The organism is Nonomuraea sp. NPDC050451 (genome assembly GCF_044458585.1).
Genome location: NZ_JBITHZ010000003.1, coordinates 317,638 through 340,482, shown reverse-complemented (window position 1 = coordinate 340,482; position 22,845 = coordinate 317,638). Strand labels below are relative to the sequence as shown.

Annotated in this window: 21 protein-coding genes; 12 read left to right on the top strand and 9 right to left on the bottom strand. The window is 70.1% G+C overall.

The window, feature by feature from the left end; all coding sequences use genetic code 11:
- Positions 1-386 precede the first annotated feature (386 nt).
- The gene (gene eccB / locus ACIBI9_RS12815; protein WP_397222145.1) at positions 387-1,802 is read left to right on the top strand and encodes a type VII secretion protein EccB; all 1,416 of its coding nucleotides are present in this window, start codon (positions 387-389) and stop codon (positions 1,800-1,802) included.
- Positions 1,803-1,991: 189 nt separating this feature from the next.
- On the opposite strand, the gene ACIBI9_RS12810 is transcribed toward eccB, so the two are convergent.
- The gene (locus ACIBI9_RS12810; protein ID WP_397222144.1) at positions 1,992-2,816 is read right to left on the bottom strand and encodes a hypothetical protein; all 825 of its coding nucleotides are present in this window, start codon (positions 2,814-2,816) and stop codon (positions 1,992-1,994) included.
- Positions 2,817-2,848: 32 nt separating this feature from the next.
- Complete coding sequence (locus ACIBI9_RS12805) at positions 2,849-3,913, bottom strand: hypothetical protein (RefSeq protein ID WP_397222143.1); 1,065 nt, start codon at positions 3,911-3,913, stop codon at positions 2,849-2,851.
- Between the two features lie 256 nt (positions 3,914-4,169).
- Here ACIBI9_RS12805 and ACIBI9_RS12800 point away from each other — a divergent pair, with 256 nt between their 5' ends.
- From ACIBI9_RS12800 to ACIBI9_RS12775, 6 genes are read left to right on the top strand one after another with little or no spacing between them, the layout of a single operon-like run.
- Positions 4,170-4,505: a WXG100 family type VII secretion target gene (locus tag ACIBI9_RS12800; protein ID WP_397222142.1), complete on the top strand. Its 336-nt coding sequence runs from the start codon at positions 4,170-4,172 to the stop codon at positions 4,503-4,505.
- Between the two features lie 46 nt (positions 4,506-4,551).
- Complete coding sequence (locus ACIBI9_RS12795) at positions 4,552-4,863, top strand: WXG100 family type VII secretion target (protein ID WP_394493042.1); 312 nt, start codon at positions 4,552-4,554, stop codon at positions 4,861-4,863.
- Positions 4,864-4,897: 34 nt separating this feature from the next.
- On the top strand, positions 4,898-5,275 hold the full coding sequence (locus ACIBI9_RS12790) for a hypothetical protein (RefSeq protein ID WP_397222141.1): 378 nt from the start codon (positions 4,898-4,900) through the stop codon (positions 5,273-5,275).
- Entirely contained in the window at positions 5,275-6,699 is a 1,425-nt protein-coding gene (locus ACIBI9_RS12785) for a hypothetical protein (RefSeq protein WP_397222140.1), read from the top strand. Before ACIBI9_RS12790 ends, ACIBI9_RS12785 begins: the two co-directional genes overlap by 1 nt.
- Positions 6,696-7,112 carry a hypothetical protein gene (locus tag ACIBI9_RS12780; protein ID WP_397222139.1) on the top strand — a complete coding sequence of 139 codons (417 nt, stop codon included), beginning with the start codon at positions 6,696-6,698 and terminating at the stop codon, positions 7,110-7,112. Before ACIBI9_RS12785 ends, ACIBI9_RS12780 begins: the two co-directional genes overlap by 4 nt.
- A 22-nt stretch (positions 7,113-7,134) precedes the next feature.
- Entirely contained in the window at positions 7,135-8,469 is a 1,335-nt protein-coding gene (locus tag ACIBI9_RS12775; protein ID WP_397222138.1) for a WXG100 family type VII secretion target, read from the top strand.
- A 45-nt stretch (positions 8,470-8,514) separates the two neighbouring features.
- Here ACIBI9_RS12775 and ACIBI9_RS12770 read toward each other — a convergent pair whose 3' ends face one another.
- Genes ACIBI9_RS12770 through ACIBI9_RS12760 form a run of 3 tightly spaced genes read right to left on the bottom strand, consistent with a single transcriptional unit; the run spans position 8,515 to position 10,438 of the window.
- Positions 8,515-8,955, bottom strand: a complete 441-nt coding sequence (locus tag ACIBI9_RS12770; RefSeq protein WP_397222137.1) for a YbaB/EbfC family nucleoid-associated protein — start codon at positions 8,953-8,955, stop codon at positions 8,515-8,517.
- Between the two features lie 50 nt (positions 8,956-9,005).
- On the bottom strand, positions 9,006-10,211 hold the full coding sequence (locus ACIBI9_RS12765) for a hypothetical protein (protein WP_397222136.1): 1,206 nt from the start codon (positions 10,209-10,211) through the stop codon (positions 9,006-9,008).
- Positions 10,211-10,438 carry a hypothetical protein gene (locus ACIBI9_RS12760; protein WP_397222135.1) on the bottom strand — a complete coding sequence of 76 codons (228 nt, stop codon included), beginning with the start codon at positions 10,436-10,438 and terminating at the stop codon, positions 10,211-10,213. Before ACIBI9_RS12760 ends, ACIBI9_RS12765 begins: the two co-directional genes overlap by 1 nt.
- Before the next feature lie 210 nt (positions 10,439-10,648).
- On the opposite strand from ACIBI9_RS12760, the gene ACIBI9_RS12755 reads away from it, so the two are divergent.
- Positions 10,649-11,083, top strand: coding sequence for a YbaB/EbfC family nucleoid-associated protein (locus tag ACIBI9_RS12755; RefSeq protein WP_397222134.1), 435 nt, complete (start codon positions 10,649-10,651; stop codon positions 11,081-11,083).
- A gap of 52 nt (positions 11,084-11,135) precedes the next feature.
- Here the strand turns inward: ACIBI9_RS12755 and eccD are convergent, their stop codons facing one another.
- Positions 11,136-12,617: a type VII secretion integral membrane protein EccD gene (gene eccD, locus ACIBI9_RS12750; RefSeq protein ID WP_397222133.1), complete on the bottom strand. Its 1,482-nt coding sequence runs from the start codon at positions 12,615-12,617 to the stop codon at positions 11,136-11,138.
- A gap of 101 nt (positions 12,618-12,718) precedes the next feature.
- On the opposite strand from eccD, the gene eccCa reads away from it, so the two are divergent.
- From eccCa to ACIBI9_RS12735, 3 genes are read left to right on the top strand one after another with little or no spacing between them, the layout of a single operon-like run.
- On the top strand, positions 12,719-16,708 hold the full coding sequence (gene eccCa, locus ACIBI9_RS12745; protein ID WP_397222132.1) for a type VII secretion protein EccCa: 3,990 nt from the start codon (positions 12,719-12,721) through the stop codon (positions 16,706-16,708).
- Complete coding sequence (locus tag ACIBI9_RS12740; protein ID WP_397222130.1) at positions 16,705-17,040, top strand: hypothetical protein; 336 nt, start codon at positions 16,705-16,707, stop codon at positions 17,038-17,040. The genes eccCa and ACIBI9_RS12740 overlap by 4 nt, the downstream gene beginning before the upstream one ends.
- Positions 17,037-18,137 (top strand): transglycosylase SLT domain-containing protein, encoded by a 1,101-nt coding sequence (locus ACIBI9_RS12735; protein ID WP_397222129.1) that lies wholly within the window; start codon positions 17,037-17,039, stop codon positions 18,135-18,137. Before ACIBI9_RS12740 ends, ACIBI9_RS12735 begins: the two co-directional genes overlap by 4 nt.
- 53 nt (positions 18,138-18,190) lie before the next feature.
- Here ACIBI9_RS12735 and ACIBI9_RS12730 read toward each other — a convergent pair whose 3' ends face one another.
- From ACIBI9_RS12730 to ACIBI9_RS12720, 3 genes are all read right to left on the bottom strand, one after another.
- Complete coding sequence (locus ACIBI9_RS12730; RefSeq protein WP_397222128.1) at positions 18,191-20,329, bottom strand: protein kinase; 2,139 nt, start codon at positions 20,327-20,329, stop codon at positions 18,191-18,193.
- 118 nt (positions 20,330-20,447) lie between these two features.
- A complete protein-coding gene (locus ACIBI9_RS12725) occupies positions 20,448-21,587 on the bottom strand; it encodes a S8 family serine peptidase (protein ID WP_397222127.1) in 1,140 nt (379 codons plus the stop codon).
- Between the two features lie 110 nt (positions 21,588-21,697).
- Complete coding sequence (locus ACIBI9_RS12720) at positions 21,698-21,970, bottom strand: WXG100 family type VII secretion target (RefSeq protein WP_397222126.1); 273 nt, start codon at positions 21,968-21,970, stop codon at positions 21,698-21,700.
- A gap of 131 nt (positions 21,971-22,101) precedes the next feature.
- Between ACIBI9_RS12720 and ACIBI9_RS12715 the strand changes: the two genes are divergently transcribed.
- Positions 22,102-22,821 (top strand): SDR family NAD(P)-dependent oxidoreductase, encoded by a 720-nt coding sequence (locus ACIBI9_RS12715; RefSeq protein WP_397222125.1) that lies wholly within the window; start codon positions 22,102-22,104, stop codon positions 22,819-22,821.
- Positions 22,822-22,845: the final 24 nt, after the last annotated feature.

The window sequence follows — 22,845 nt, the reverse complement described above, 5'->3', positions numbered from 1 at the left end:
GGGTGGTTGGTGGCGCTGGAAGCTGCGAGGCGGACGGTGGTCGCCAAGCGCTGGGGCCGGGAGCGGGCGGGCTGAGGGCGGGTTAGATGTGCTGGGCCGGGCGGTGGTTGAGAGAGCTCGGGTGGATTAGCGGGTTGAGCCCCGGGCCCGGCGATGGTCGAGAGGGCTGGCTGGGTTGGTGGGTTGAGCCCCCGGGTCGGGCGGTGGTTGAGAGAGGTGGGTGGGTGGGTTGAGCGCCGGGTCGGGCGGTGGTTGAGAGAGGTGGGGTGGGTTGGCGGGGTGGAAGTGGTTGGGGGCGGGTGGAGGTGGTGGATTGGGTGGGGATTGGGGCGGGTGGGGTTTGAGGCGTTTATGCTGATGCGCGGATTCTGAGGCGGGGAGGCGCTGTGCAGACCAAGAAGGACCTCTATCAGGCACACCGCTTGATGCAGCAGAGGCTTGGCATGGCGCTCCTGCAGGCCGAGCCAGACGTGCCCGAATCCCCCATGCGTCGGCAGAACATTGCCACGTTCGGCGGGATCCTGATCGGGGTTCTGGTGATGGCGGTGTTCGGGATCTGGGGGCTGGTGCGGCCCGGGAATGCGACCAAGCTGACCGACCCCGGGCAGTTGCTGGTCGAGGAGGAGAGCGGGGCCAAGTTCATCTACAGCCAGCAGCAGCGGCGACTGCTGCCGGTGGCGAACTACGTGTCGGCCAGGCTCGTGCTGGACGCCGGGGAGATCACGACCCGGAGCGTGAGCGCCGCCTCGCTGGCCGGGTACGCCCGGGGGCCCCTCATCGGGATCTCCGGGGCGCCTGACTCGCTGCCCGACCGGAAGAAGCTGGTCAAGGCGCCGTGGTCGGTGTGCGTGGTGGAGGGGCCCGACAACACGGGCGGGCGCAAGCCGTACACGACTCTTGTCGGGGGGACGGACATCGGCGGGAGGCCCGTAGGCGGGGATGCGATGGTGGTCTCCGACGGGGAGCAGAACTGGGTGATCTGGGGCAATCGCCGCATGCGCGTCAACCAGCACGGCGTGCGGGCGCTCAACGCGCAGCCCAGGAAGGTGCCGTCGGCGTGGCTGACCGCGCTGCCCGTCGGCCGCGACTTCAAGGGGCCGAACGTGGCGAACCTCGGCAGGAAGGTCCGGACCAACGGGAAGGTCACGGCTGTGGTGGGGCAGGTGTTCGTGGTCCCGGCCATGCCGGGCACGGCCGCACGGTGGTACGTGCTGCTCAACGACGGTCTGGCGCCCATCTCCGCCGTTCAGGCCAGGCTGCTGCTGGAGGACCCGAACATCAAGAAGGCGTACGGCAACCGTGTGGCACGGGAGATCCAGATCGACGCGGCCTCTGCCAACGCGTCGCCCTCGCGCCAGAACGTCATGGACCCCACCCTGCCGACGACCATGCCGAAGGTGATCAACGTGTCCGGCTCGACGCCGCTCTGCTCGGTGTATCCGAACACGGCGGCCGGCTCGATGGTGGCCAAGGTGACGGTCGGGAGCAGGGTCACGATTCCGACGCCGTCGACCTCAGGCGTACAGGACCGCTTCGACCAGGTGCTGCTCCCGCCGGGCAGCGCCGTGGTGGCCGGGGTGCTGCCCGGCGAGGGGCAGCTCGGTGCGGTGGCGAGCTCGCTTTCGCTGATCAGCGACCAGGGGGTGCGGTATCAGATTCCGTCGGTTGACGTGCTGGCGAAGCTCGGCTACGACGCTGCGGACATCGCGCCCGTGCCGACGAGCATCATGCATGCGATCCCGCAGGGGCCGGCGTTGGACCCCGCCGCAGCCATGGTGCCCCTGACCGTCGGCAGCCGGTAGTCCCGCTGGTGGCCGGCTGTGTGCCGGCAGGTGGCCGTCTGCTGTCTGCCGTCTGGGTACGGCCCAGCGTCGGCTCGCCCGGCCGTCGCAAGCCGGCAGCCGCGAGGCGAGCTGTCGACGGCCTTCATGCCGCCGCGGCTCTCCCAGCGGCCGCTGATCGTCCCAGCCGCCGGACGACCAGCGCGGTGGTCAGAATTTCGGCATGAGTCCCCGCGTATCGACCTGGCCAACGTCGAGGTTCGGGTTCGGATCCTTGACCAGGTCCGCCTTGCTGGCGTCCCACATGACGCTGGCCTGCGCCAGGTTCGGCTTCACCGACGGCATGGCCTTCAGGAACGGAAGGTCCTGCATGAACTGGTTGAACGCCGTTCCCGCGAGGCCCAGCATGACGGTGATCTTCATGATGAGCTTCCAGTGCTTCTTGAAGACCTCCATGAGGCACTTGTGGAGGCTCATCACCCAGCGGATGATCGCCAGCTCCCACCCCTGGGCGGCCGGAATGAAACGCACAGCCAACACGATCCCCATCATCACCGTGAGGAGGCCGGCGACGACGTCGCACAGCACTGCGACGACGTGGAACGCGGTGGCCGAGCACTTGAGCGATTCCGCACAGCCGATGCGGTTGTTGTCGAGCTTTTCCAGCTGTACGTCGAGCTCGTTGACCTTCTGCACGAACGACGAGTAGCCCCGGCCGGCCCACTCGCTGCTGTCGCCGATCTCCTTGGCCATCCGCTTCAGCTCGCTGCGCAGATAGTCGAGGTCGCTGGAGCTCGTCGAGGTCGCCATGGGAACGAGCGACATGTTGGGCTTCGCGCCCGCCGCCATCGGCGGGTGCCACCCCTTGTTGTCGGCCTGCTGCATGCCGACCGGCGTCCTGTTGTTCCACTGGTCCGCCGCCCGGGCCTGCTCGGCAGGATCCGCGATCACCAGGGACATGAGCGTGAGGATGGGCAGCGCGTACGGCATGACGACGCATGCCGCCGCAGTGGCCGCCCAGGCACTGCGGAACATCCAGACATCCGCGTCGTAAGCCACCTGCTCGCCTATTCCTCTCTGCCGAGCACTGCCGGCGTGATGTCCTCGTCGGTGTCCCAGACCGCCTCGTCCTCGCCGAGGTGGGGACCGCGCTCGCGGTCCTTCTGCTCCTGGCCGGCTCCGGCGCCCATGCCGGGCGCCATGGGGTACATCGGCATCCCGCTGTTGAGCGCGCGGGCGATGCTGCCCGGCGCGCCCGCGCCACCCACGCCTGATGCACCGCCGGCGGATCCGAACCCGCCCTCCGGCACGCCGACCGACGTGCGCGGTATGGAGGCCCGCGGGTCGTACCCCGTGGTGCCGGGGATCTGCGGCGTGGTCGAGGTCGGCAGGCTGGGGTTGAGGCCTTCCAGGTTGGTCTTGGGCGTCTGGTTGAGGTCGCTCAGGTCGGGGGTCTTGACGTTCGGCTGATCGATCTTGGGTTGGTCGATGTTGGGCTGATCGATGTTCGGCTGGTCGATGTTGGGCTGATCAACGTTGGGCTGATCGATGTTCGGCTGGTCGATGTTGGGCTGATCGATGTCGGACCCCGGGATGTCCGGCTTGGGGATGTCCGGCTGCTTGATGTCATCCGCCGAAGGCTTGTCGAACTTCAGGTCGTCGGGGTTGACGCCGCCGCCGCCCTTGGGCAGGTCCATGCCAGTGCCCTTGGGCAGGTCCATGCCTGTGCCGCCCATCGGTCCCACCCCGCCGGGGCCGTCCTTGCCGGCTTTGCTGGCATCCTCGGCCTCTTTGGCGTTGGCGGCCGCGTCGGCGAGCGCCTGCTTCCACGAGTCCAGCACATCCTTGGCCTGCTCCAGCGCCTTGGCGGCGTTGTCACGGGTCGAGCGGTGTGCCTCGTTGAGCCCGCCGCCGATCACGCCGAAGGTGAACCAGTGCATGTCGATGGCGCTGGTCTTCTGACTCATCGAGGTCAGGTCATCGCCGTAGCTGCCCACGTTCTTGCCCAGCGTCGTGACGCTGGAGTACTTCATCGCGAAGTCCGGGTCCTTGGAACGCGGGTCGACGGTCGCGCCGCCGAGCCCGTTGAGCCCGCTCAGGGCGCTGGAGTAGGGATTGCTCTCGTCGGCCACGTGCCCCCCTTGTCACGATCGGCCCATACGTTACGCCAGTCACACATGTGCCGTACAGACAGATACGGCCTGTCACTACTCAGCAGGAGCAAAGCCCCAAATGAGTACATTCTGTCAATACACCCACCATCCGCCCCGATGATATGGAAAATTAACGTGATCACATGCGACGCTAGTGGTGGATGTTCACTAATGTGACCAAACGGGCCGACTTCAGTAGTCGGTTGGAGTCAGCCGACCCAGCAAGGGAGGGACTGTGGGGGCACAACCGCAGACTCAAGTAAGTGAAGCCGATCTCAAGGCCGCGATCACCCTCATCGAGGACGCCGCCGAGCGCCTGCGCGGCATCCAGCTGAACCTGGACCAGGCCGGCATCAGCCTCAAGCACTCCTGGGTGGGCCAGTCGGAGGCCGCGTTCGACGCCGTCCACAAGAAGTGGCACGAGCGGATGGACGTCATCCTGGGCAGCCTGCGCCGCCTGGCGGAGAACATCGGGACGAGCAACACGAACTACGCCTCGTTCAACCAGGAGCGGACCGAGGCGATCAACCAGATCGCCAACCTGATCAACGCCGCGCCGCTGTCGCGTTGACCAGCGCCGCACCGGTTACGAGGACCAGCTAGCAGAGGAGGCCGCAATGCCCGCGGACGACATCTTCGATATCACAAAGGTCAACTACGCCGGCCTCGGCGAGGGTGAGGACGCCTTCGCCAGGGCGTTCAACGACATGGTCACCACCCTGGACACCCTGGAGCGGGACCTGCTGGCCAAGAGCGCGATCTGGCAGGGCCAGACCAAGACCGTCTTCGACGAGGTCCGGCAGCTCTGGGAGCGCGAGGCCAACGACATGTCGCAGTTCATCGACCTGATGAAGAAGAACATCAACATCACGAACATGAACATGCAGCAGGTCGAGAAGATCAACTCCCAGATCTTCGACGGCAGGTAAGGCGTAGCGCGGGGGCCGACACCAGAGGGGGAACATGGGCAGCGACAACGGCGGAGTAGAGCTCAGCCGGAGGGCGATCAAGGCGGCCAAGGCGGACCTGGAAGAGGCCCTCGCCATGCTGGACCCTGGCCACCAGGCCGGCAAGTCGGGCGGCGGCGCCGTGCAGGCCGTCTTCACCGGCTCCAGTCCCGTCGAGACGCTGAGTGGCGACTATGACGCCCTGGGCGGCTTCTGGCCGGCGGCCATGGGTTTCCGGCAGAGCACCACCAACGCCATCACCACCGTCACCAGCACCTACTCGAACATCACCGGCCAGGTGGCGAACGTCATCGGCCTGCTCGATCAGGCGCTGCAGAACTACGACGGCGTCGAGGTGGACGGCGAGGGCAGGTCGAAGGTGATGCGGGTCTGATGGCCGAGTACCAGGCGCCCATCAGGGGCGAAATCGGCAGCATCGAGTTCGAGGGCGCGACGCTCGATCTGCTCCGCGACACGCTGGCCAAGAACAAGCCCCAGCTCGTCGGCCAGGCCGCGGCTGAGTTCCTCGAAGCCAAGGTACGGCTCGACAATCTCGTCGATGTGATCGACAAGCACCTGCGGGAGCTGGACAAGTACTGGACCGCGGGCGAGGACGCCAAGACCGTCAAGGCGCAGCTGCGCAAGCTGCGGAAGGCGGCGGCCGACATCTCGACCACGATCAGCGACCAGCCCGTCGATCCGAAGAACCCCCCGAAGAACCCGCACGGTGTCGCCCCCGCGCTCATCGTCCACGCCCGGACGTTGCAGGTGGCCAAGGGAGACGTGCCCGACAACCCCGGCAGCGACATCGACTTCGGGGAGGCCGCCGTCACCGGCGGCGTGGCCGGGGCCGCCATCGGCTCCTTCTTCGGCGGGGTGGGAGCCGTGCCGGGTGTGGTGATCGGCGCCGGCGTGGGCCTCCTCGTCGGCGGCATCACCCGCTTCATCAGCGACATCCCGTTCGTGAACCTCTGGGGAGACTCCAAGGAGGAGAAGGACAGGAAGAAGGCCGCCGAGGCCATCAAGCTGCTGAGCCAGGACACCAAGCTCAACAACGACGTGTTCCCCACCGAGCTCAGGACCGACATCCCGCAGTTCATGGCGCTCTCGCCGAACGTCCCCACCGACCCGTTCGGCGGCAAGACCGGGGTCGGCGGCACCATCCCGGCCGGCCTCAGCCAGCCGTACGACCCGACCGCCGGCCTCGACGGCCTGAACCAGGACGGCCTGCAGGACCCGAGCCGGCACCAGATCCCCGGCATCGGCACCACGACCGACCCGACGAGCACGTTCCCCAACGGCACGGGGATCGGGAACGTGGGCACGGGAATCGGGAACGGCCAGAACGGGATCGGAGCCGGCAACGGCCAGAACGGCGCCGGCAACATCCCCGGCCTGACCGACCCGTCCAGCGCCCTGAACGCGAACGCGAACCCGAACCTGAACGGCTCCCAGGGCCCGAACGCCGGGGGCCCGACGACGTCCCTGGCCGGGATGCCCGATCCGTCCCTGTCCGGCCCGTCCACCAGCCTGCCCACCACGGGCATCGGCAGCCCGTACGGCGGCTCCGGCACGGGCGGAAGCGGCTTCGGCGGAGGCGCGGGCATGGGCAACGGCGTGAACGCCGCCGGCCTGCGCGGCCTGGGCGGCGGCTCCTCCATGGTCCCCGCGGTCCCGCTGACCGGCGGCCAGGGCAGCGGCCAGGAGCGGCAGGAGAGGGAGCGCACCACGTTCCTCCTGGAGGACGAGGATCTCTTCAGAAGCGACGTGACAACGACCAACCACCTCATCAACGGTGACTCGAAAGGCAAGGCGTGAGCGTTCCGAAGGACAACGACTCGCCGCCCCCGGGACTGGAGCTCGCCAAGGACTTCCCCGGGCTCAGCGGGAACGACGGCCGCGGGCCGTACGCGGATCACGAGGCGATCAGGGACGTCGTCTCGCGGCTGCTCAAGAACCTGGGCGGCGTGCACGGCAACCCGCAGCCGTCGATGAGCGCCACCTGGAGCGGCCCCGGCACGATCGGCGAGGTGCAGGGGCTGGGCAACGTCGGACCGGAGGCCACCGGCAAGTGGGAGGTGGCCAGCAACTTCGGCGCCAACTTCGAGTCGGCGTACAAGGTGTTCGGCGAGAGCTACAGCCAGCTCATCGACTACATCGAGAAGTGGGCCGAGGCGGTCGAACGGGCCGTCTCCAACTACGAAAAAGGGCACCAGGACAGCAGTGCGTGAGATACCGGCAGGGATGGCGTAGATGGGTGACGAGTGGAAGCCGATCAGGCTCTATGACTACCTCGGCGACAGCAAGCCGGGCATCTTCGTCACCAGGGCCCAGGTCGTCTCCTATTTGAAGGCCACCGACCCGGACCGCATCGAGAGCGCCGGGAACAGCTACATCAAGGCGGCCGAGCTGGTCCACGGCAAGAGCGGGCTCGAGGGCACGCTCATGAAGGCCGCCGAGGAGCTCGCGGAGGTCTGGCGCGGCGACGGCGCCACCACGGCGCTGGAGGCGCTGCGGCTGCTACACGCGAGCGCCGCCGCGCTGGGCGACGCCATGGAGAAGACCGGCAAGCCGATGGTCCAGTACGCCCAGCAGCTCAGGACGTCCAAGACGACCATGCCCGGGCCCACCGCCCTCAGCATCACGACCAACGTCGACAACGAGCCCTCGACGAACCTCAACCCGCAGTTGGGGAGCGCGGGGTATCTGGTGGACGTGGCGGCCAGGAACCATCTGGAGCAGCTGAACAACAAGATCAACGATCTGAACGCCCAGATGGCCGAGGGCCTGGCGTTCAAGCTGCCCGAGATCCAGCCCATGGTGGTGGAGACCCAGAAGCAGGACCACCTCGACCCCGGCAGCGGCACCAACACGCCGTCGGGCGAGACGAGGTACTGGACCGGCGACGGCACGGGCGACGGCTCGAAGGGCTCGACCGGCACCGACGGCACCACCGGCACCGGCCGTGACGGCTCCGACGGTTCCAACGGCTCCGACGGCAAGGGCGACCAGAACCCCGGCAAGGACCAGGACCCGGGGCGGGACGATCCGGGCCAGGACCCGGGCAAGGGCCAGGACGACCCGTCCACGGGAGACCCGTCCGACCCCCAGCAGCCCGGCAACGGCACGGGCACCGGCGGCTCGCCGCAGAAGCCCGGGGACCAGGACCAGAGCGTGCCTCCGGTGATCGGCGCCGACCCGCCGAAGACCCAGCTCGCCGACGCCGGCAACCCGACTTTCCCGACCACCACCACGCCGACCACGGGTTACCCGCAGCAGTCCACGCCCAACCTGCTCACGAACCCGCCCACCACGCAGGTGCCGACGAGCACCCCGTTCTCCCCCGTTCCGGGGCAGGGCGCCGGCGGCCCGGGCACCTGGTACGGCATGGGCGGCTCGGGATCGGGGGCCGCTCCGGCGGTGCTCCGCGGCGGGGCGGGAGCCTCGGGACCTGGGATCATGGCGTACCCGCCGGGCGGCATGGGCGCGGGCGGCGACCAGCGCAGCGAGCGTGACCGGGAGATCTACGACCCCGAAGGGGACATCTGGTCCTCCACGCACCAGACCAGCCCCGACCGCATCGGCTGACAGAAAACGAAAAGCCCGGCTCGCACCACCGTGAGCCGGGCTTTTTCAGCCCTCCATGCGCTGCCGGATCCGGTCCAGCTCTCCCATGAGGTCCTCGTACGTGCGGTTGTAGGCCGCCTCGGCCTGCCGTACCAGCTCCAGGCTGCCCTCGGGGTCCTGGGCGAAGCGCATGGGGTTGTTCTCCTCGCCGAAGACGTTCCCCATCTCCTCCGAGATCCGCCGCTGCAGGTCGGCGTTGGCCTCCGCGATGACGGCCTTGATGCGCTCGGCCAGCTCGGCCGAGTTGAGGCGCATGGCCTTGGGGTGCAGGACGAGCTCCTTGAGCCCCGTGCTGCCGCACTCGGCCATGACGAGCCCGTCCTCGTCCTGGGCCTGGCCCGTCAGTTCCTGCAGGACCCGCTGGAACTCGCCGGCCCGCGCCATCTGCTGGTCGGCGTTCCTGAGGATCCGGTTGATGTCCAGCGCCCCGAAATCCCGCTCGATCATCTCTCATACCCCACAAGACGCAGAAGCCGCTTTTCTCACCACCCTATCCATCAGGGCCCGGAGATCTCCCGTTTCGGCTCGATCCAGTCGAAGTCCTGATAGCGCGGGGGCAGGCCGTTGTTCTTGGCGGGCTCCGCGAAGGAGGGGTACTTCTTGGCGTCGATCTCGATCGACTTGAAGTCGACCGCGGCCTCGCCGGCCGGCGTGATGTAGTTCCACTGGTGGTTCCTCTTCACCATGGTCGACAGCACCTCGCCGCCCTCCTTCAGGGTGCTGGCCAGCGAGGTGGCCAGGAAGAGCGTGGCGATGTTGACCTCGGCGGTGATGTACTTCTCCAGCAGCAGCCCCCACACCGAGCTCTGTGGCACCCGCTGCAGCGCCTTGGCGGCGAGAAGCAGGCCGAGCGCGGCGGCCGACGTGCGCAGGACCCAGGTCCAGAAGCTCCGGTAGGCCGCCGCGACCTCGTCGAGCGAGCTGCCGCCCGTGTTCAGGACATTGCGCAGCACCTCCGACTCGCGCTGGAAGGTCCAGAGCACCCGGTCGAACTCGTCGCGGTCCATCGCGATCCAGCCGTCCTTGGCCGTGTCGCGCAGCTGCGGGAGCAGGTTCTTCATCCCGCCGTCGAGCCGCTGGGCCATGCCGCTCTGCCAGACGCTGACCGCCTGGGCCATGCCCGGCTCGTTGGCGAGCATCCCACCGCAGATGGCGATGGCGGGAGACAGCCCCAGGGCGAGCCTGCCCGCCCTTTTCAGCATGTTGAGCGCCTTCTCGCCCAGCGACGGCAGGGCCGGGCGGGCCGCGTTGAACTCCGGAGCCGGACCGAACCTGCCTGCGCCCATGTTCGCGCGCGGGGCGCCATTGGCGGCGTAGCCCTGGGGGGTGGGAGGGCCGGTTACGGGCTGGTTGGCCGGGGGGTAGGCGTAGGGGTTGCCGGGAACGGGCCTGGGCTGCGCATAGGGCTGGTACGGGCCCGTCGGGCTGGTGGGCGTCGTGGAGTAGGGATTCGGGGTGGCGTACGGGTTGGAGTAGGGATTGGCCGGCACCGGCTGGGCGGGCGCCGGAGCCCGGGTGTGCGCCCAGGGATCCGGGGCCGCCGGCTGCGGCGGCGTGGCCGCCCGGGCCTGCGCCCAGGGGTCCGGAGCGCCCGGCTGCGCCGGCGTGCCGTAGGGATTGCCAGGTGGCGCCTGGGTGGCCGGTGGGGTTTGGGTGTGCGCCCAGGGGTCCGGGGCACCGCCCCACGGGTCTGGGGTGCCCATCAGCTGCGGTACCTCACGATGCTGGCCTCTTCGGCCGCGCGCCAGTTGCGCCTGGCCCGCTCCAGAGCCCCCGACCAGCTCTCCACGGCGTCCTCCATTTCGGTGAACGTGGTGTCCGCCCAGCGGCGGAACTCCTCGTACGCGCCACCGATCATCACGCCGCCGATCGCCCCGAAGCCGAGCCCGTCCACGGCCGTGTACGACATGAGCCCGTGAATGAAGGCCACATTCGGATGCAACTCCTCGTCGACGCGCTTTCGCGTGTGCGCGATGGTGGAGGAGGTGACGTAGATCTCTTGCCCGGATTTACCCTGTTGTTGCCCCACAAATCGGCATTCTTGTCCACATACCGTTACTAAGTGGCACACTTGCGCCGATCTTCATGATCGATTCAGCGGCTCGCCAGCCTCCGATCGCCTCCAGTTAACCCTGCGCCGATGGCGTGGCGTGTCATGGACTACACCGAGGACGACGTGGACAAACTCCTGCGGGACAACGAGCGGGAGCTCACACGCCTGGCCGCGGCCGCCGCCGAGCTGCGGCTGATCACCGGCAAGGGGGAGAGCCGCAGCGGCATGACCACCGCGGTCGTGGACGCCGACGGCCGGCTCCAGAGCGTGGTCTTCTCGCCGCGCGTGCTGCGCCTGGATGTCAGGACCCTGGCCGAAGAGGTCGTCCAGGCGGTGCGCCAGGCCCAGGAGGACCAGGGGCGCCAGGCCCAGGAGCTGCTGGCCGTGCCGCCGTCGCAGATCGTCGGGCTGGAGGAGATCCAGCGGCAGTTCGCCGAGTTCCAGGACATGTTCGGCGCGGAGACGGCCGAACGGAACGACCGGCTCCGGCGGCTCGGCGAGCGGGATCCCCGCGACTTCTGACCCGTCGAAGCGGCCCGCCGGGCCGGGCCGCTTCGGCGGCGGTCCAAGGCGGTCAGCCCGACAGGCCGCGGATCCAGGTGTAGACGTCGAGGACGCCGAGCGCCAGCGGGAAGAGCGCGATCAGCAGGATGACGTCCACCACCTCGCCCGCGCGTCCCCAGAACGGCGAGAGCCGCCCGGACGGCAGCCACAGGCCGAGCCCGACGACCAGCATCGCGAGCCAGAGCACGCCCATCACGACGGCCGCGGCGGCCACCGTGCCCGCGCCCGCGCTCAGCTCGATCCCCACCGCGATCAGCCCAGCCAGGCCGGTGCCCAGCAGCCAGAGCCGCTGGCCGAGGCCGTGGAAGACGCGGGCGCGCAGCAGCAGCACCAGCGCGAGCACGACGGCCATCGAGACCGCCATCCAGGTCGGCGTGGTGACCAGGAAGGCCATCGCGCCGATGGCGGTGAGCACGATGCCGACGACCATGCCGGTGGCGTACCGGCGGGCCTGCACGGTACGGGCCAGCACGCCCTCGCTGTCCAGCCGCTGGTTGTCGGCTCGCAGCTCCTCGGCGTTGGTGGGCAGGGCCGGCAGCGGCACCCTGGCGATCCTGAACGACAGCGTGGGGATCAGCGGGCTGAACGCGATCAGGATCGTGACCGTCATCGACGCCACGCCCGCCGGGGGCAGGGCGAACACCATGACCGTGGCGGACGCGAGCGCCCCCGCCACGGTCGCGATGGCCGTGCCGAGGAAACCCGCCACGCCGTCGGCCACCACCGTGCCCCCGATGGTGGCCACCAGCGCGGTACAGGTCAGCGCGGCCAGCAGGTGCGGGGCGCCGAGCCCGCCCAGGGAGGAGCCGCTGACCAGGCCGTACAGCCCGGCCAGGAACGCGTACGGCAGCGCCGCGTAGCCGATCAGCGCGCCCGCCGAGGAGTCGCCGACGGCCCTGGACAGGGCCGCGCTGACGCCGATCAGCAGCAGCGCGAGCATGCCCGCGACCACGGTCACGCCCAGCGGCGCGCTCCCGGACAGCACCAGCGCGGGAGCGCCGAGCGCGAGCATGATGGCGGCGGCGCCCGCGCCCATGGCCCGGGTGTGGCGGGCCTCCCATTTGCCCGAGCTGTCCTTGACGCCCGTGGCGACCACGTCGGCCACGTCGTCGAAGAGCGCGGGCGGCAGCGTGAGCTCGCGCGGCCGCAGGTAGAGCAGTTCGCCGTCCAGGACGCCCAGGGACGCGAGCGTCTGCCCGAGGTCGAACGGCGCGCCTCCGAGCCGCTGGAGCACCCAGCCGGGCGGTCCGGCCGCGTCGCCGCCGGCCTCGCCGACCGCGCGCAGCAGGCCGGGCAGCACGTGCGGGAGCGGGATGTCGGCAGGCAGCGCCAGATCGACCCGGCGGCGCGGGGCCACGATCGTGACGTGGCACAACGGCGCCACCGGCGCGCGCATCTGCGGCTGAGCGCCTGGATGCGTCGGCGGCAGCCCGGGCGGCCCGGGCGGCATCGGCCGCATGGGCTGCATCGGCTGGTGGGCGAGCGAGGTCACGGCCACTCCAGGTCTGACTGACTAAATCCGACATGCCGAACATATAGGGATGGCACGTCTGGTAAGAAAGTGTTCCAGGTGACAGGAGGGTTGTCCCGTCAGTGAGCATTGTTGTTGTTCGGCGACCTGAACGCCGTCCCAGCCCCCAGCCACCGCGTGGGGAAATCCTGCTGGAGTCTCCGCCGGAGATCCCCGAGCTGCAGCCCGCCGGGATGACCGGCGTCCTCATGTACGTCCCCATGCTGGCAGGCGCGGCGGCCATGGGGCTGATGTTCACCGCGGGCGGCAACGCCAACCCCATCATGTACGTGGCCAGCGGCCTGTTCGCGGTCTCGATGCTGGGCATGACGGTCGGCCAGTTCGGCCGCAACGCGGGCGAGCGCAAGAACCGGCTCAACGGCCTGCGCCGCGACTACTTCCGCTACCTCTCCCAGATCCGCAAGCGGGTCCGCAAGGCCGCCGTCCAGCAGCGCGAGGCTCTGGAGTGGAGCGGCCCCGCCCCCGACGCGCTCTGGTGGGTGGCCATGGGGCCGCGCCTGTGGGAGCGCAGGCCCCGCGACGACGACTTCGGCACGGTACGGCTCGGCACGGGCGTGCAGAAGCTGGCCGTGCAGCTCATCCCGCCCGACTCCAAGCCGGTCGAGGACCTCGACGCGCTGACGGCCGGCGCGCTGCGCAGGTTCGTACGGGCGCACGCCACGGTCTCGGGGCTGCCCGTGGCGGTGGCGCTCAACTCTTTCGCGCGGATCCACCTCAGCGGGGACCCGCGGGCCGTACGCGGCCTGGTGCGGGCGATCATCGCCCAGCTCGTCACCTTCCACTCCCCCGACGACATGCGGGTCCTGGTGTGCGCCAGCAAGGAGTGGATGCCCCACTGGGACTGGGTCAAGTGGCTGCCGCACGCGCTGCACCCAGAGGAGATGGACGCGGCCGGTCAGGTGCGGCTGATGGGTGAGAACCTGTCCCAGCTCGACCAGCTCGTGGGCGACGAGCTGAAGGAGCGGGCCAGGTTCCGTCCGGGCACGGCGTCGGACGCGCTGCCGTACCACGTGGTGATCGTGGACGGCGGGCACGTGCCGCACGACTCCCAGCTCGGCACCGACGCCATCCAGGGCGTCACAGTGATCGACCTGTCGGAGGCGACGGGGCCGGTCGAGGAGGCCAGCACGCTGCGGCTGGAGATCCAACCCGACGGGTTCCACATGGTGAAGATCGACCATGCGGGCAAGCGGTCCACGACCCGGCTGGGCGACCCCGACAAGCTGGACTACGCGCGCGCGGAGGGCCTGGCCAGGCAGCTCGCGCCGCTGCGGGCCTCGGCGGGCTCCGGCGGCGAGTCGCAGGACCTGCTCGGCACCAACACCACGCTGACCGAGCTGCTCGGCGTGGGCGACCCGGGCCGGCTCTCGCCCGCCGTCACCTGGCAGCCCAGGGCGGGCCGCAACCGGCTGCGCGTGCCCATCGGCATGGGCGCCGACGGCCGGGTGGTCGAGCTGGACATCAAGGAGTCCGCGCAGGGCGGGATGGGCCCGCACGGCCTGGTCATCGGCGCGACCGGCTCCGGCAAGTCGGAGCTGCTGCGCACGCTCGTGCTGGGCCTGGCGATCACCCACTCCTCCGAGATCCTCAACTTCGTGCTGGTGGACTTCAAGGGTGGCGCGACGTTCCTCGGCCTGGAGGGGCTCTCGCACGTCTCCGCCGTCATCACCAACCTGGAGGACGAGCTCCCCCTGGTCGACCGCATGCACGACGCGCTGCACGGCGAGATGGTGCGCCGGCAGGAGCTGCTGCGCTCGGCGGGCAACTACGCCTCGCTGCGCGACTACGAGCGGGCCCGCGAGCAGGGCGCCGACCTGCGGCCGATGCCCACTCTGTTCATCGTGCTGGACGAGTTCAGCGAGCTGCTGTCGGCCAAGCCCGAGTTCATCGACCTGTTCGTGATGATCGGCCGGCTGGGCCGCTCGCTCGGCGTGCACCTGCTGCTGGCCTCCCAGCGGCTGGAGGAGGGGCGGCTGCGCGGCCTGGACACCCACCTGTCCTACCGGATCGGCCTGCGGACGTTCTCCGCCATGGAGAGCCGGGTCGTGCTGGGCGTGGCGGACGCGTACGAGCTGCCGTCCGCGCCGGGCAACGGCTACCTGAAGTTCGACACGACCGGGATGACCAGGTTCAAGGCCGCCTACGTCTCCGGCGCCCACCACGACGACCCCGCGCAGGCGGTCGCCCCCGACGGCACGACGGCGATCCGCGAGGTCGTCGAGTACGGCCCCACCTTCATGCCGCTGCCCGAGATCACCAAGCCCGTCCAGGTGGCGCCGAAGCCGGAGGAGGAAGAACCCGCCGGCGGCAACCAGCGCAGCCTGCTCGACGTCGTGGTCGGCCGGCTGGCCGGGCACGGCCCCGGGGCGCACCGCATCTGGCTGCCGCCGCTGGCCGAGCCGCCTACGCTGGCGCACCTGCTGCCCCCGCTCTCCGTCACCACCGAGCACGGCCTGACGACCGCGGGCTGGCAGGGCCGGGGCAAGCTGCACGCCGTCATCGGCATCATCGACAAGCCGTTCGAGCAGCGCCGCGACCCGTTCTGGCTGGACGTCTCGGGCGCCGCCGGACACGTCGGGGTGGCGGGCGGCACCCAGAGCGGCAAGAGCACCGTCGTACGAACGCTCGTGGCCAGCATGGCGCTCATGCACACGCCGCGCGAGGTCCAGTTCTACTGCCTCGACTTCGGCGGCGGCGCGCTCGCCTCGCTCGAAGGGCTCCCGCACGTCGGCGGCGTGGCCACCCGCCTCGACGGCGACCGGGTACGCCGTACGGTGGCCGAGATCGGCGCCATCCTGGAGCAGCGCGAGCGCGACTTCGGCGAGCACGGCATCGAGTCGATGGCCTCCTACCGGCAGCTGTGCGAGGAGGGCGCGATCGAGGGCGACGGCTGGGGTGACGTGTTCCTGGTCGTGGACGGCTGGCTGACGCTCAGGCAGGAGTTCGACTCGCTGGAGCCGACCATCACCGACATCGCGGCGCGCGGGCTCGGCTACGGCATCCACCTCGTCGCCGCGACCAACAAGTGGTCGGAGTTCCGGCCGAGCATCCGCGACCTGCTCGGCACCAAGATCGAGCTCAAGCTCGGCGACGCCTACGAGTCGGAGGTCAGCAGGAAGAAGGCGCTGGCCGTGCCGGAGTCGGCGCCGGGCCGGGGGCTGACGAAGGACGGGTTCCACTTCCTGTCCGCGCTGCCCAGGATCGACGGGGTGCAGAACTCGGCGGACCTGGCGGCCGGGGCGCGCTCGCTGGTGCAGGCCGTACGGGACTCCTGGCAGGGGACGCCCGCGCCGCGGGTCAGGCTGCTGCCCGCCGTCCTGCCGGTGTCCGCGCTGCCGGACGACCGGGAGCGGATCCCGATCGGCATCGACGAGGCGGCGCTGGCGCCCGTCTCCCTCGACTTCGACGCCGACCCGCACTTCGTGGTCTTCGGCGAGAACGAGAGCGGCAAGTCGAACCTGCTGCGGCTCATCGCCGAGGGGCTGGTGGCGCGCAAGCAGCCGAGCGAAGCCATGATGATCGTGATCGACTACCGCAGGGCGCTGCTCGACTCGGCGGCGACCCCGCACCGCATCGGCTACGCCGCCTCCAGCGCGGCCGCCGCCGACCTGATCAACGACGCCAAGGGCGCCCTGCTGAGCCGCCTGCCCCCGGCCAACCTGACGCCCGAGCAGCTGCGCGACCGCAGCTGGTGGCAGGGCTCCGACCTGTACATCATCGTCGACGACTACGACCTGGTCGCGACCTCGTCCAACCCGCTGCACCCCCTGGTGGACCTGCTGCCGCAGGCCCGCGACATCGGCCTGCACGTCGTGCTGGCCCGCCAGATGGGCGGCGCGGGCCGTGCCATGTTCGACCCGGTCATCCAGCGCATGAAGGACATGGCCACACCGGCGCTGCTCATGTCCGGCAACAAGGACGAGGGATACCTGTTCGGCAACGTACGGCCTCAGACGCTGCCGCCGGGCCGCGGCTTCCTGGTCGACCGGCGATACGGCGCACGCCTGACGCAGACGGCATACCTGGACGCGGACAAGACACGGGGAGAATGATGGCGGATCTGGAGATTCACCTCTCGGCGCTGGACAGGTGCCGCACAGCCATCCACAAGGCCGCCGGCCAGTACGAGGAGACGCTGAACGAACGCAACCCCGGCAAGCTCACCTACGACGACCGCGGCGAGCCGCGCAACAACCGCACCGCCGTCGCCGCCGACACCTTCGGCCACCTGGAGGACTCCGGCACGCTGGCCACGGCCGCGAACGACGTCTGGACCGCGGTGATCGGCGAGATGGACCAGGCCCGCAGGAAGCTCGGCGGGGTCGAGCGAGGGCTGAGCAACGTCGAGGAGAACATCCGCAAGACCCACAGGGCGACCTCATGAGCGTCGCCCACCTGCCCGGAGGCGACGCACTCGACGCGATGCTGAAAAAGGTGACCGGTGACCCCGGCGCCATCGACAAGATCGCCGCCGCCTGGCGCAGCGTGTCGGGCGACATCAACGAGTTCGACGGGGCGCTGGGGGCCGCGGTCCAGACGGTGGACGACGCCTGGAAGGGCCACTCCTCCAACCAGTTCGCCACTTACATGCGCAAGTACGGCACCGCGGCCGAGGACCTGAAGCTGGCGCTGTCCAACTCCGCGTCCTCGCTCGAGGCCGCCGCCTCCGCGCTGCGTACCTCGCACACCGAGGTCAGCTCCATCTGCCGGGACCTGACCACCAACGCCGCCAACTACAGGACCACCTACTACCGCGAGCACCCCGACGCCAAGGAGGCGGACGTGGAGCCCGGGTTGAGGAAGCTGGTCAACCAGGCGAAGACCGAGGCCCAGCCATGGGTGGACTCGGCGGACAAGGCGGTCAGCAAGGCCAAGAAGGACATCAACGGGTTCCTGGACGATCGCACGCTCACGTTCCACGCGATCCCGGATGTCACCACGCAGGAGTTCACACCGGCGGCCGGGCGGAAGATCGACTGGGAGCCGGATCCCGAGTACCAGCCGCGTACCACCCTGCAAGGGGCCAGCGGCGGGAACGGGCCCGGCGCCGGCGGTGGCACGTCCGGTTTCGGAGGCTACGGCCCCAGCGGCCCCCCGCCCGCCGGAGGCGGTCCCGCGCCGACGGGCCAGGTCAAGGACTGGATCGAGCAGGCCATCACGATCCTGCAGAAGAACGGCGTGCCGGCCTCGAAGATGAACGCCAGCGACATCTGGATGATCATCCAGCACGAGTCCGGCGGGAATCCCAACGCGATCAACAACTGGGACTCCAACGCGGCCAAGGGCACGCCGTCCAAGGGCCTCATGCAGACCATCGACCCGACGTTCAACTCGTACTCGCTGGCCGGGCACAAGAACATCTACGACCCGGTGGACAACATCATCGCGGGCGTGCGGTACGCGATCTCGCGCTACGGCTCGGTGTCGAACGTGCCCGGCGTGGTCAACACCAAGCGCGGCCTGGACTACGTCGGCTACTGAACGGCAGATGGGCCCGGATCTCGCGATCCGGGCCCATCTCTATGTGAAAGCGCTCAGCTTCCGCAGCTGCCCCAGCCCTGGCTGGTGCTCGTGCCACCGGCGCTGCCGGAGAAACGCACGCACTTGCCCCTGGCGGGCAGCTTGACCGGGCCGGCGTAGTACTCGAAGCTGCCGGAGTCCGTCTGGCTGCCGCCGCCCTGGACCTCCAGGGTCGCGCTGACCGGCGTCTTCTTGCCGATGTCAGTGGTCTTGAGGGTGACCACGCAGTTCTGGCCGGTGCTGTTGTTCCAGAGCTGGTACGTCACGCCGCCGCCGAACGGGCTGGTCCGCTGGACCGAGAAACCGGAGCCGCACACCTGGGTGGGTGAGTACGGGTTCGTGGTCTTCGTCGGGGTCGGCGTCGGCTTGGACGTCGTCTTCGTGGGGGTGGGCGTGGGCTTGGCCGTCGTCTTGGTGGGCGTCGGCGTCGGCTTGGCCGTGGTCTTGGTCGGAGTCGGCTTGGCCGTCGTCTTCGTCGGAGTCGGGGTCGGCTCCGGCTCCTTCGTCGGCTCCTTCGTCGGCTCCGGCTCCTTCGTGGGCTCCTCGGTCGGCGTGGGCGTCGGGGTGGGCGTCCTGTCCACCGTCTTCGTGACGGTCGCCGTCGGCTTCGCGTGCCGCGTCTTGCTGGGCGCGGGCGTCGGCTCGGCCGTGTTGGTCGGGGCCGGCTGCGTGGCGGTGGGGACCGGCTGCTGCGGAACCGGCTGGGTCGGGATCGCGGCCGGGGTGGTGGGCACGGTGGTCAGCTCCGGCACCTGGGGCGCGGTCGAGGACCACTCGGTGGGCAGCGTCAGCGGCCCGACACCCGAGTCGTCCGGGGCGGCCGTGGCGCCCCAGGGCACCGTGGCCTCGGGCGCCGTCTGCTGCGGATCGGTGCCGCCGCCGAGCGGATCCGTGCCCTGCGTGCCGGGGGTCACCGGGGCGCTGGCGGGCACCGGGATCTCGTCCGCGTTGGCCTGCGCCATGGAGGCCGGGTTGACCTGCTGCAGCTTCACGTACCTGTTCGCGCCCCACAGGCCCAGGGCCGAGATGAGCGCGACCACGGCGACCCCGGCGACCAGCCCCAGCGGGAAGCCACGGCGCGGCCGGGCGGCGGGGCCGGAGGGCACGGCCTCGAGCCTGATGTGCTGCGGCTGCTGGTCCGGTTCCGGCGGGCCCCACATCGGCGCCTCGGACTGGTGCTGATGCGGCACCGGCAGGCCCTGCATGGGCGGACCCTGCATCGGGGGGCCCTGCATGGGCTGACCCGGCACGAACGGCGGGCCCTGGACGGGCGGCGGGCCCTGCATCGTCGGCGGGCCGGCGACCAGCGTGTCCTGCGGCGGCACGGGGCCGCCCTGGCCGGGCACGCCGGGGATCGGGATCCCCTGGATCGGCACGCCCTCGATGGCGGTCTGCGGGGCCGCGGGCGGCTTGGCGTTGCCGCCGAGCAGCTGCATGAGCGCGCTGTACGTGGTCGGCCGCTTGCCGACCTCCTTGGACAGCGCCGCCAGCACGACCCTGCGCACCGGCTCAGCCTCGATGTCCACCTCGGGCTCGCCGCCCAGCACCGCGTCACGGTCGGCGAACGGCGCCCGGCCCGTGGCCGCGAACGCGATGGTCGCCGCCCAGGCGAACACGTCCGCGTAGGGGCCGTACTGCAGGCCGAGCAGTTGCTCGGGAGCCTGGTAGGCGATCTCGCCCACCGGCTCGCCGATCCCGGCGTCGGTGACCCGCGGGCCCTCGGGGCCGAGGATCACGTTGTGGGGCGTGAGCGACTTGTGCGAACGGCCGGCGAGGTGGATGGCCGACAGCGCGGTCAGCACCCCGACCGCGACCCGTTCGAGCGCGTCCCCGGTCAGCGGCCCGTCATCGGCCACCGCCTCGGCCAGGCTCTTGCCTTCGACGTGCTCTCTGACGACGTACGGGCGGTCCTCGTGCATTCCGGCGTCCAGCACCCTGGCCACGTACGAGCTGGAAACCTGTTTGGCTGCCAGGTGCTTGGCCGGCGCGTCGGCGCCGGCGTCCGGATCAGCCGGGAGCAGCTTCACCGCGACGATGGGGGCGTCCTCGGACTCGCGGCCAAGGAACACCTCGCCCCGCGGCCCCTCTCCCAGCCGGCCAACAATGCTGAGATCGCCGATCCGCTCTGGATCACCAGGGCGCAAAGCGTGCATGACTAAACCTTTCACGGCAAAGCATGATCTAGTCACATTGAACCAGATCTTTCACTTCAGCATCAGAAGTTTCGGCCTGTACCCGACAATTCACCGTTTTGTTTCCTTGCAGCCCCAGTCACTCCGGGCGGCCGGGCCGCCAGCCCCTGCGGCGGCCCATCGGGATCATGACGCGGGTGACCGCCACCAACAGCGCCAGCCCGAGCGCCGATCCGGCGACGATCAGGGCCAGGTTGATCGCGTCGTGGTCCACGGGCGGAACCTTGGTCACGGCGTCCGCGGAGAGCGGGCTGGGCGGAGGGGGCGCGACCACCGGAGCGTCGGCGGGCTCGTACGGGAGGATCGCGCTGAGCGCGAGCATCGGGTTGACCATGCCCGCGCCCTTGCCGCCACCCGTGGCGCCGTCGGCGGTGGCGATGATGCGCTGGCGTACCTGGGCCTGGTCCAGCTTCGGGAAGCGGGCCCGGACGAGCGCGGCCACCCCGGCGACGTAGGGGGCGGCGTAGCTGGTGCCGTTGAGGTCCTTGAAATAGGAGCGGCCGGGCCAGGTGGAGGTGACGCCCTGGCCGGGGCCGAGCACCGCGACGGGGGTCTTGACGTTGGAGAAGTTGGACAGGATGCCGCTCGGGCCGGCCGCGCCCACCGCGAGCACCCCGTCGTAGGCGGCCGGGTAGGCGGGTACGGGAGTCCCGTCCTCCTTCGTGACGTTGCCGGCCGCGGCCACGATCACCGCGTCCTTGGCGAGCGCGTACTGCACGACCTCGCGCAGCGAGGGCAGGTCGCTCGTCGACACCGACACGTTGATGACCTTGGCGCCCTCGTCCGCGGCCGCCTTGATGGCCTTGACCAGCAGCTCGGGGTCGCCGTCCCGCTCGGAGGCGGTCTGCTTGTACGACAGCAGCCGCGCGCCCGGCGCCATGCCGTAGAAGAGCACGCCCTGCATGTACTGGGCGCCGATGATGCCCGCCACGGCCGTCCCGTGGCCGACGCAGTCGCGGTAGCCGGTGCCGGTGAGGTCGGCCCGGCCCGCCAGGCGGATCTGCGGATGCTGCAGGTCGACGCCGCTGTCGATGATGGCCACTTTCACGCCCGCGCCGGTGGACAGCGACCAGACGCGTTTGGGGTCGAGCCGTTTCTGCGCCCAGGACTCGCCCACCTGCATGGTGCCCCTGGGCGGCTGGCACTGGTCCCGCACGGCCGCGGGCGCCAGCGGGACCTGCAGGGCGAGCACGCTCGCCACCAAGGCGCGACCAATCATGGGGAAAAAGCGTAGCTTGCCGGATTCGGGCGGCGGCGGGGGCTGCTGGAATCAGCCCTTATTCACAGGAAAGAAGCCCCAGCTCCCTTGCCAGGGCCCCGATCCATCGCTCAGTTCGTCGCCGACTCGATGTTCTGGCGGTAGGTGCCGATGACCCGCGAGGCCTCCTGGAGCTCCTCGGCCATGCGCTGGAAGGCCGTGCGGTAGTTCTGCCACGACTGTTGGAAACGTTGGGCGCCCGGCCCCGTCCACGCGGTGCCGACCTTGGCGGCCTCGCGGTCGAGCGCGGTCATCGTGGTACGGACCGCCTCCGCCTGCTGCGTGAACTGGCTGGCCATCTGCTGCATTTCGGCGAGGTCGCCGCCGAACATGCTCTGGCTCATGCATACCTCCTGGAACATGGGGGAAAGCGCCCTCAACTTAAGGTGTGACCACCTACCGTCGCCTGAGATATACCGAGCGGCTATGGTCTACCCGAGGATTGTTCGGATTCGTCTCGGGGAGCACTCGGGTCATGCGCGAGGTTGTGGTGACCGGCGGAGGCACCGGCATCGGATACGCCGTCGCGGCCGCGTTCGTCTCGCTCGGCGACCGCGTCACCATCACCGGCCGCCGCGAACACGTGCTGAAGGAGGCCGCGACCCGGCTCGGGGCCGCGCACGTGGCATTCAACGCCTCCAGCCCCGTCGCCGTCAAAGAGGCGCTCGACAGCCTGCCGCCGCACGTGGACGTGCTGGTCAACAACGCCGGCGGCAACACCAACCTCGACCGCAGGCAGTCCGGCGAGCTGATGGACGTGGCCGAGGCCTGGTGGGCCAACATCAACGCCAACCTCATGTCCGCCGTCCTCGTCACGACCGCGCTGACGCCGCGGCTGAGGGAGGGCGGCCGGATCGTCTCGATCGGCTCCATCGCCGCGCGTGGCACGGGCTCCGGCTCGTACGGCGCCGCCAAGGCCGCCCTGGAGTCCTGGACCGCCGACCTGGCCGCCGAGCTCGGCCCCCGGCGCATCACCGCGAACGTGGTCGCCCCCGGCCTCGTCCTGGACACCGAGTTCTTCCGCGGCCGGCTGACCGAGGACGGCATCAGGGCACGGGTGGAGAACACGCGCAACGGGCGCCCTGGCACCCCCTCTGACGTCGCCGATACCGTTCTGTTCCTGGCCTCCGCGGGAGCCAGGCACGTGACCGGGCAGGTGCTCCATGTGAACGGCGGCGCGTACCTGGGCCGCTGAACCTCTCAGGAAGGACTTAGGTCG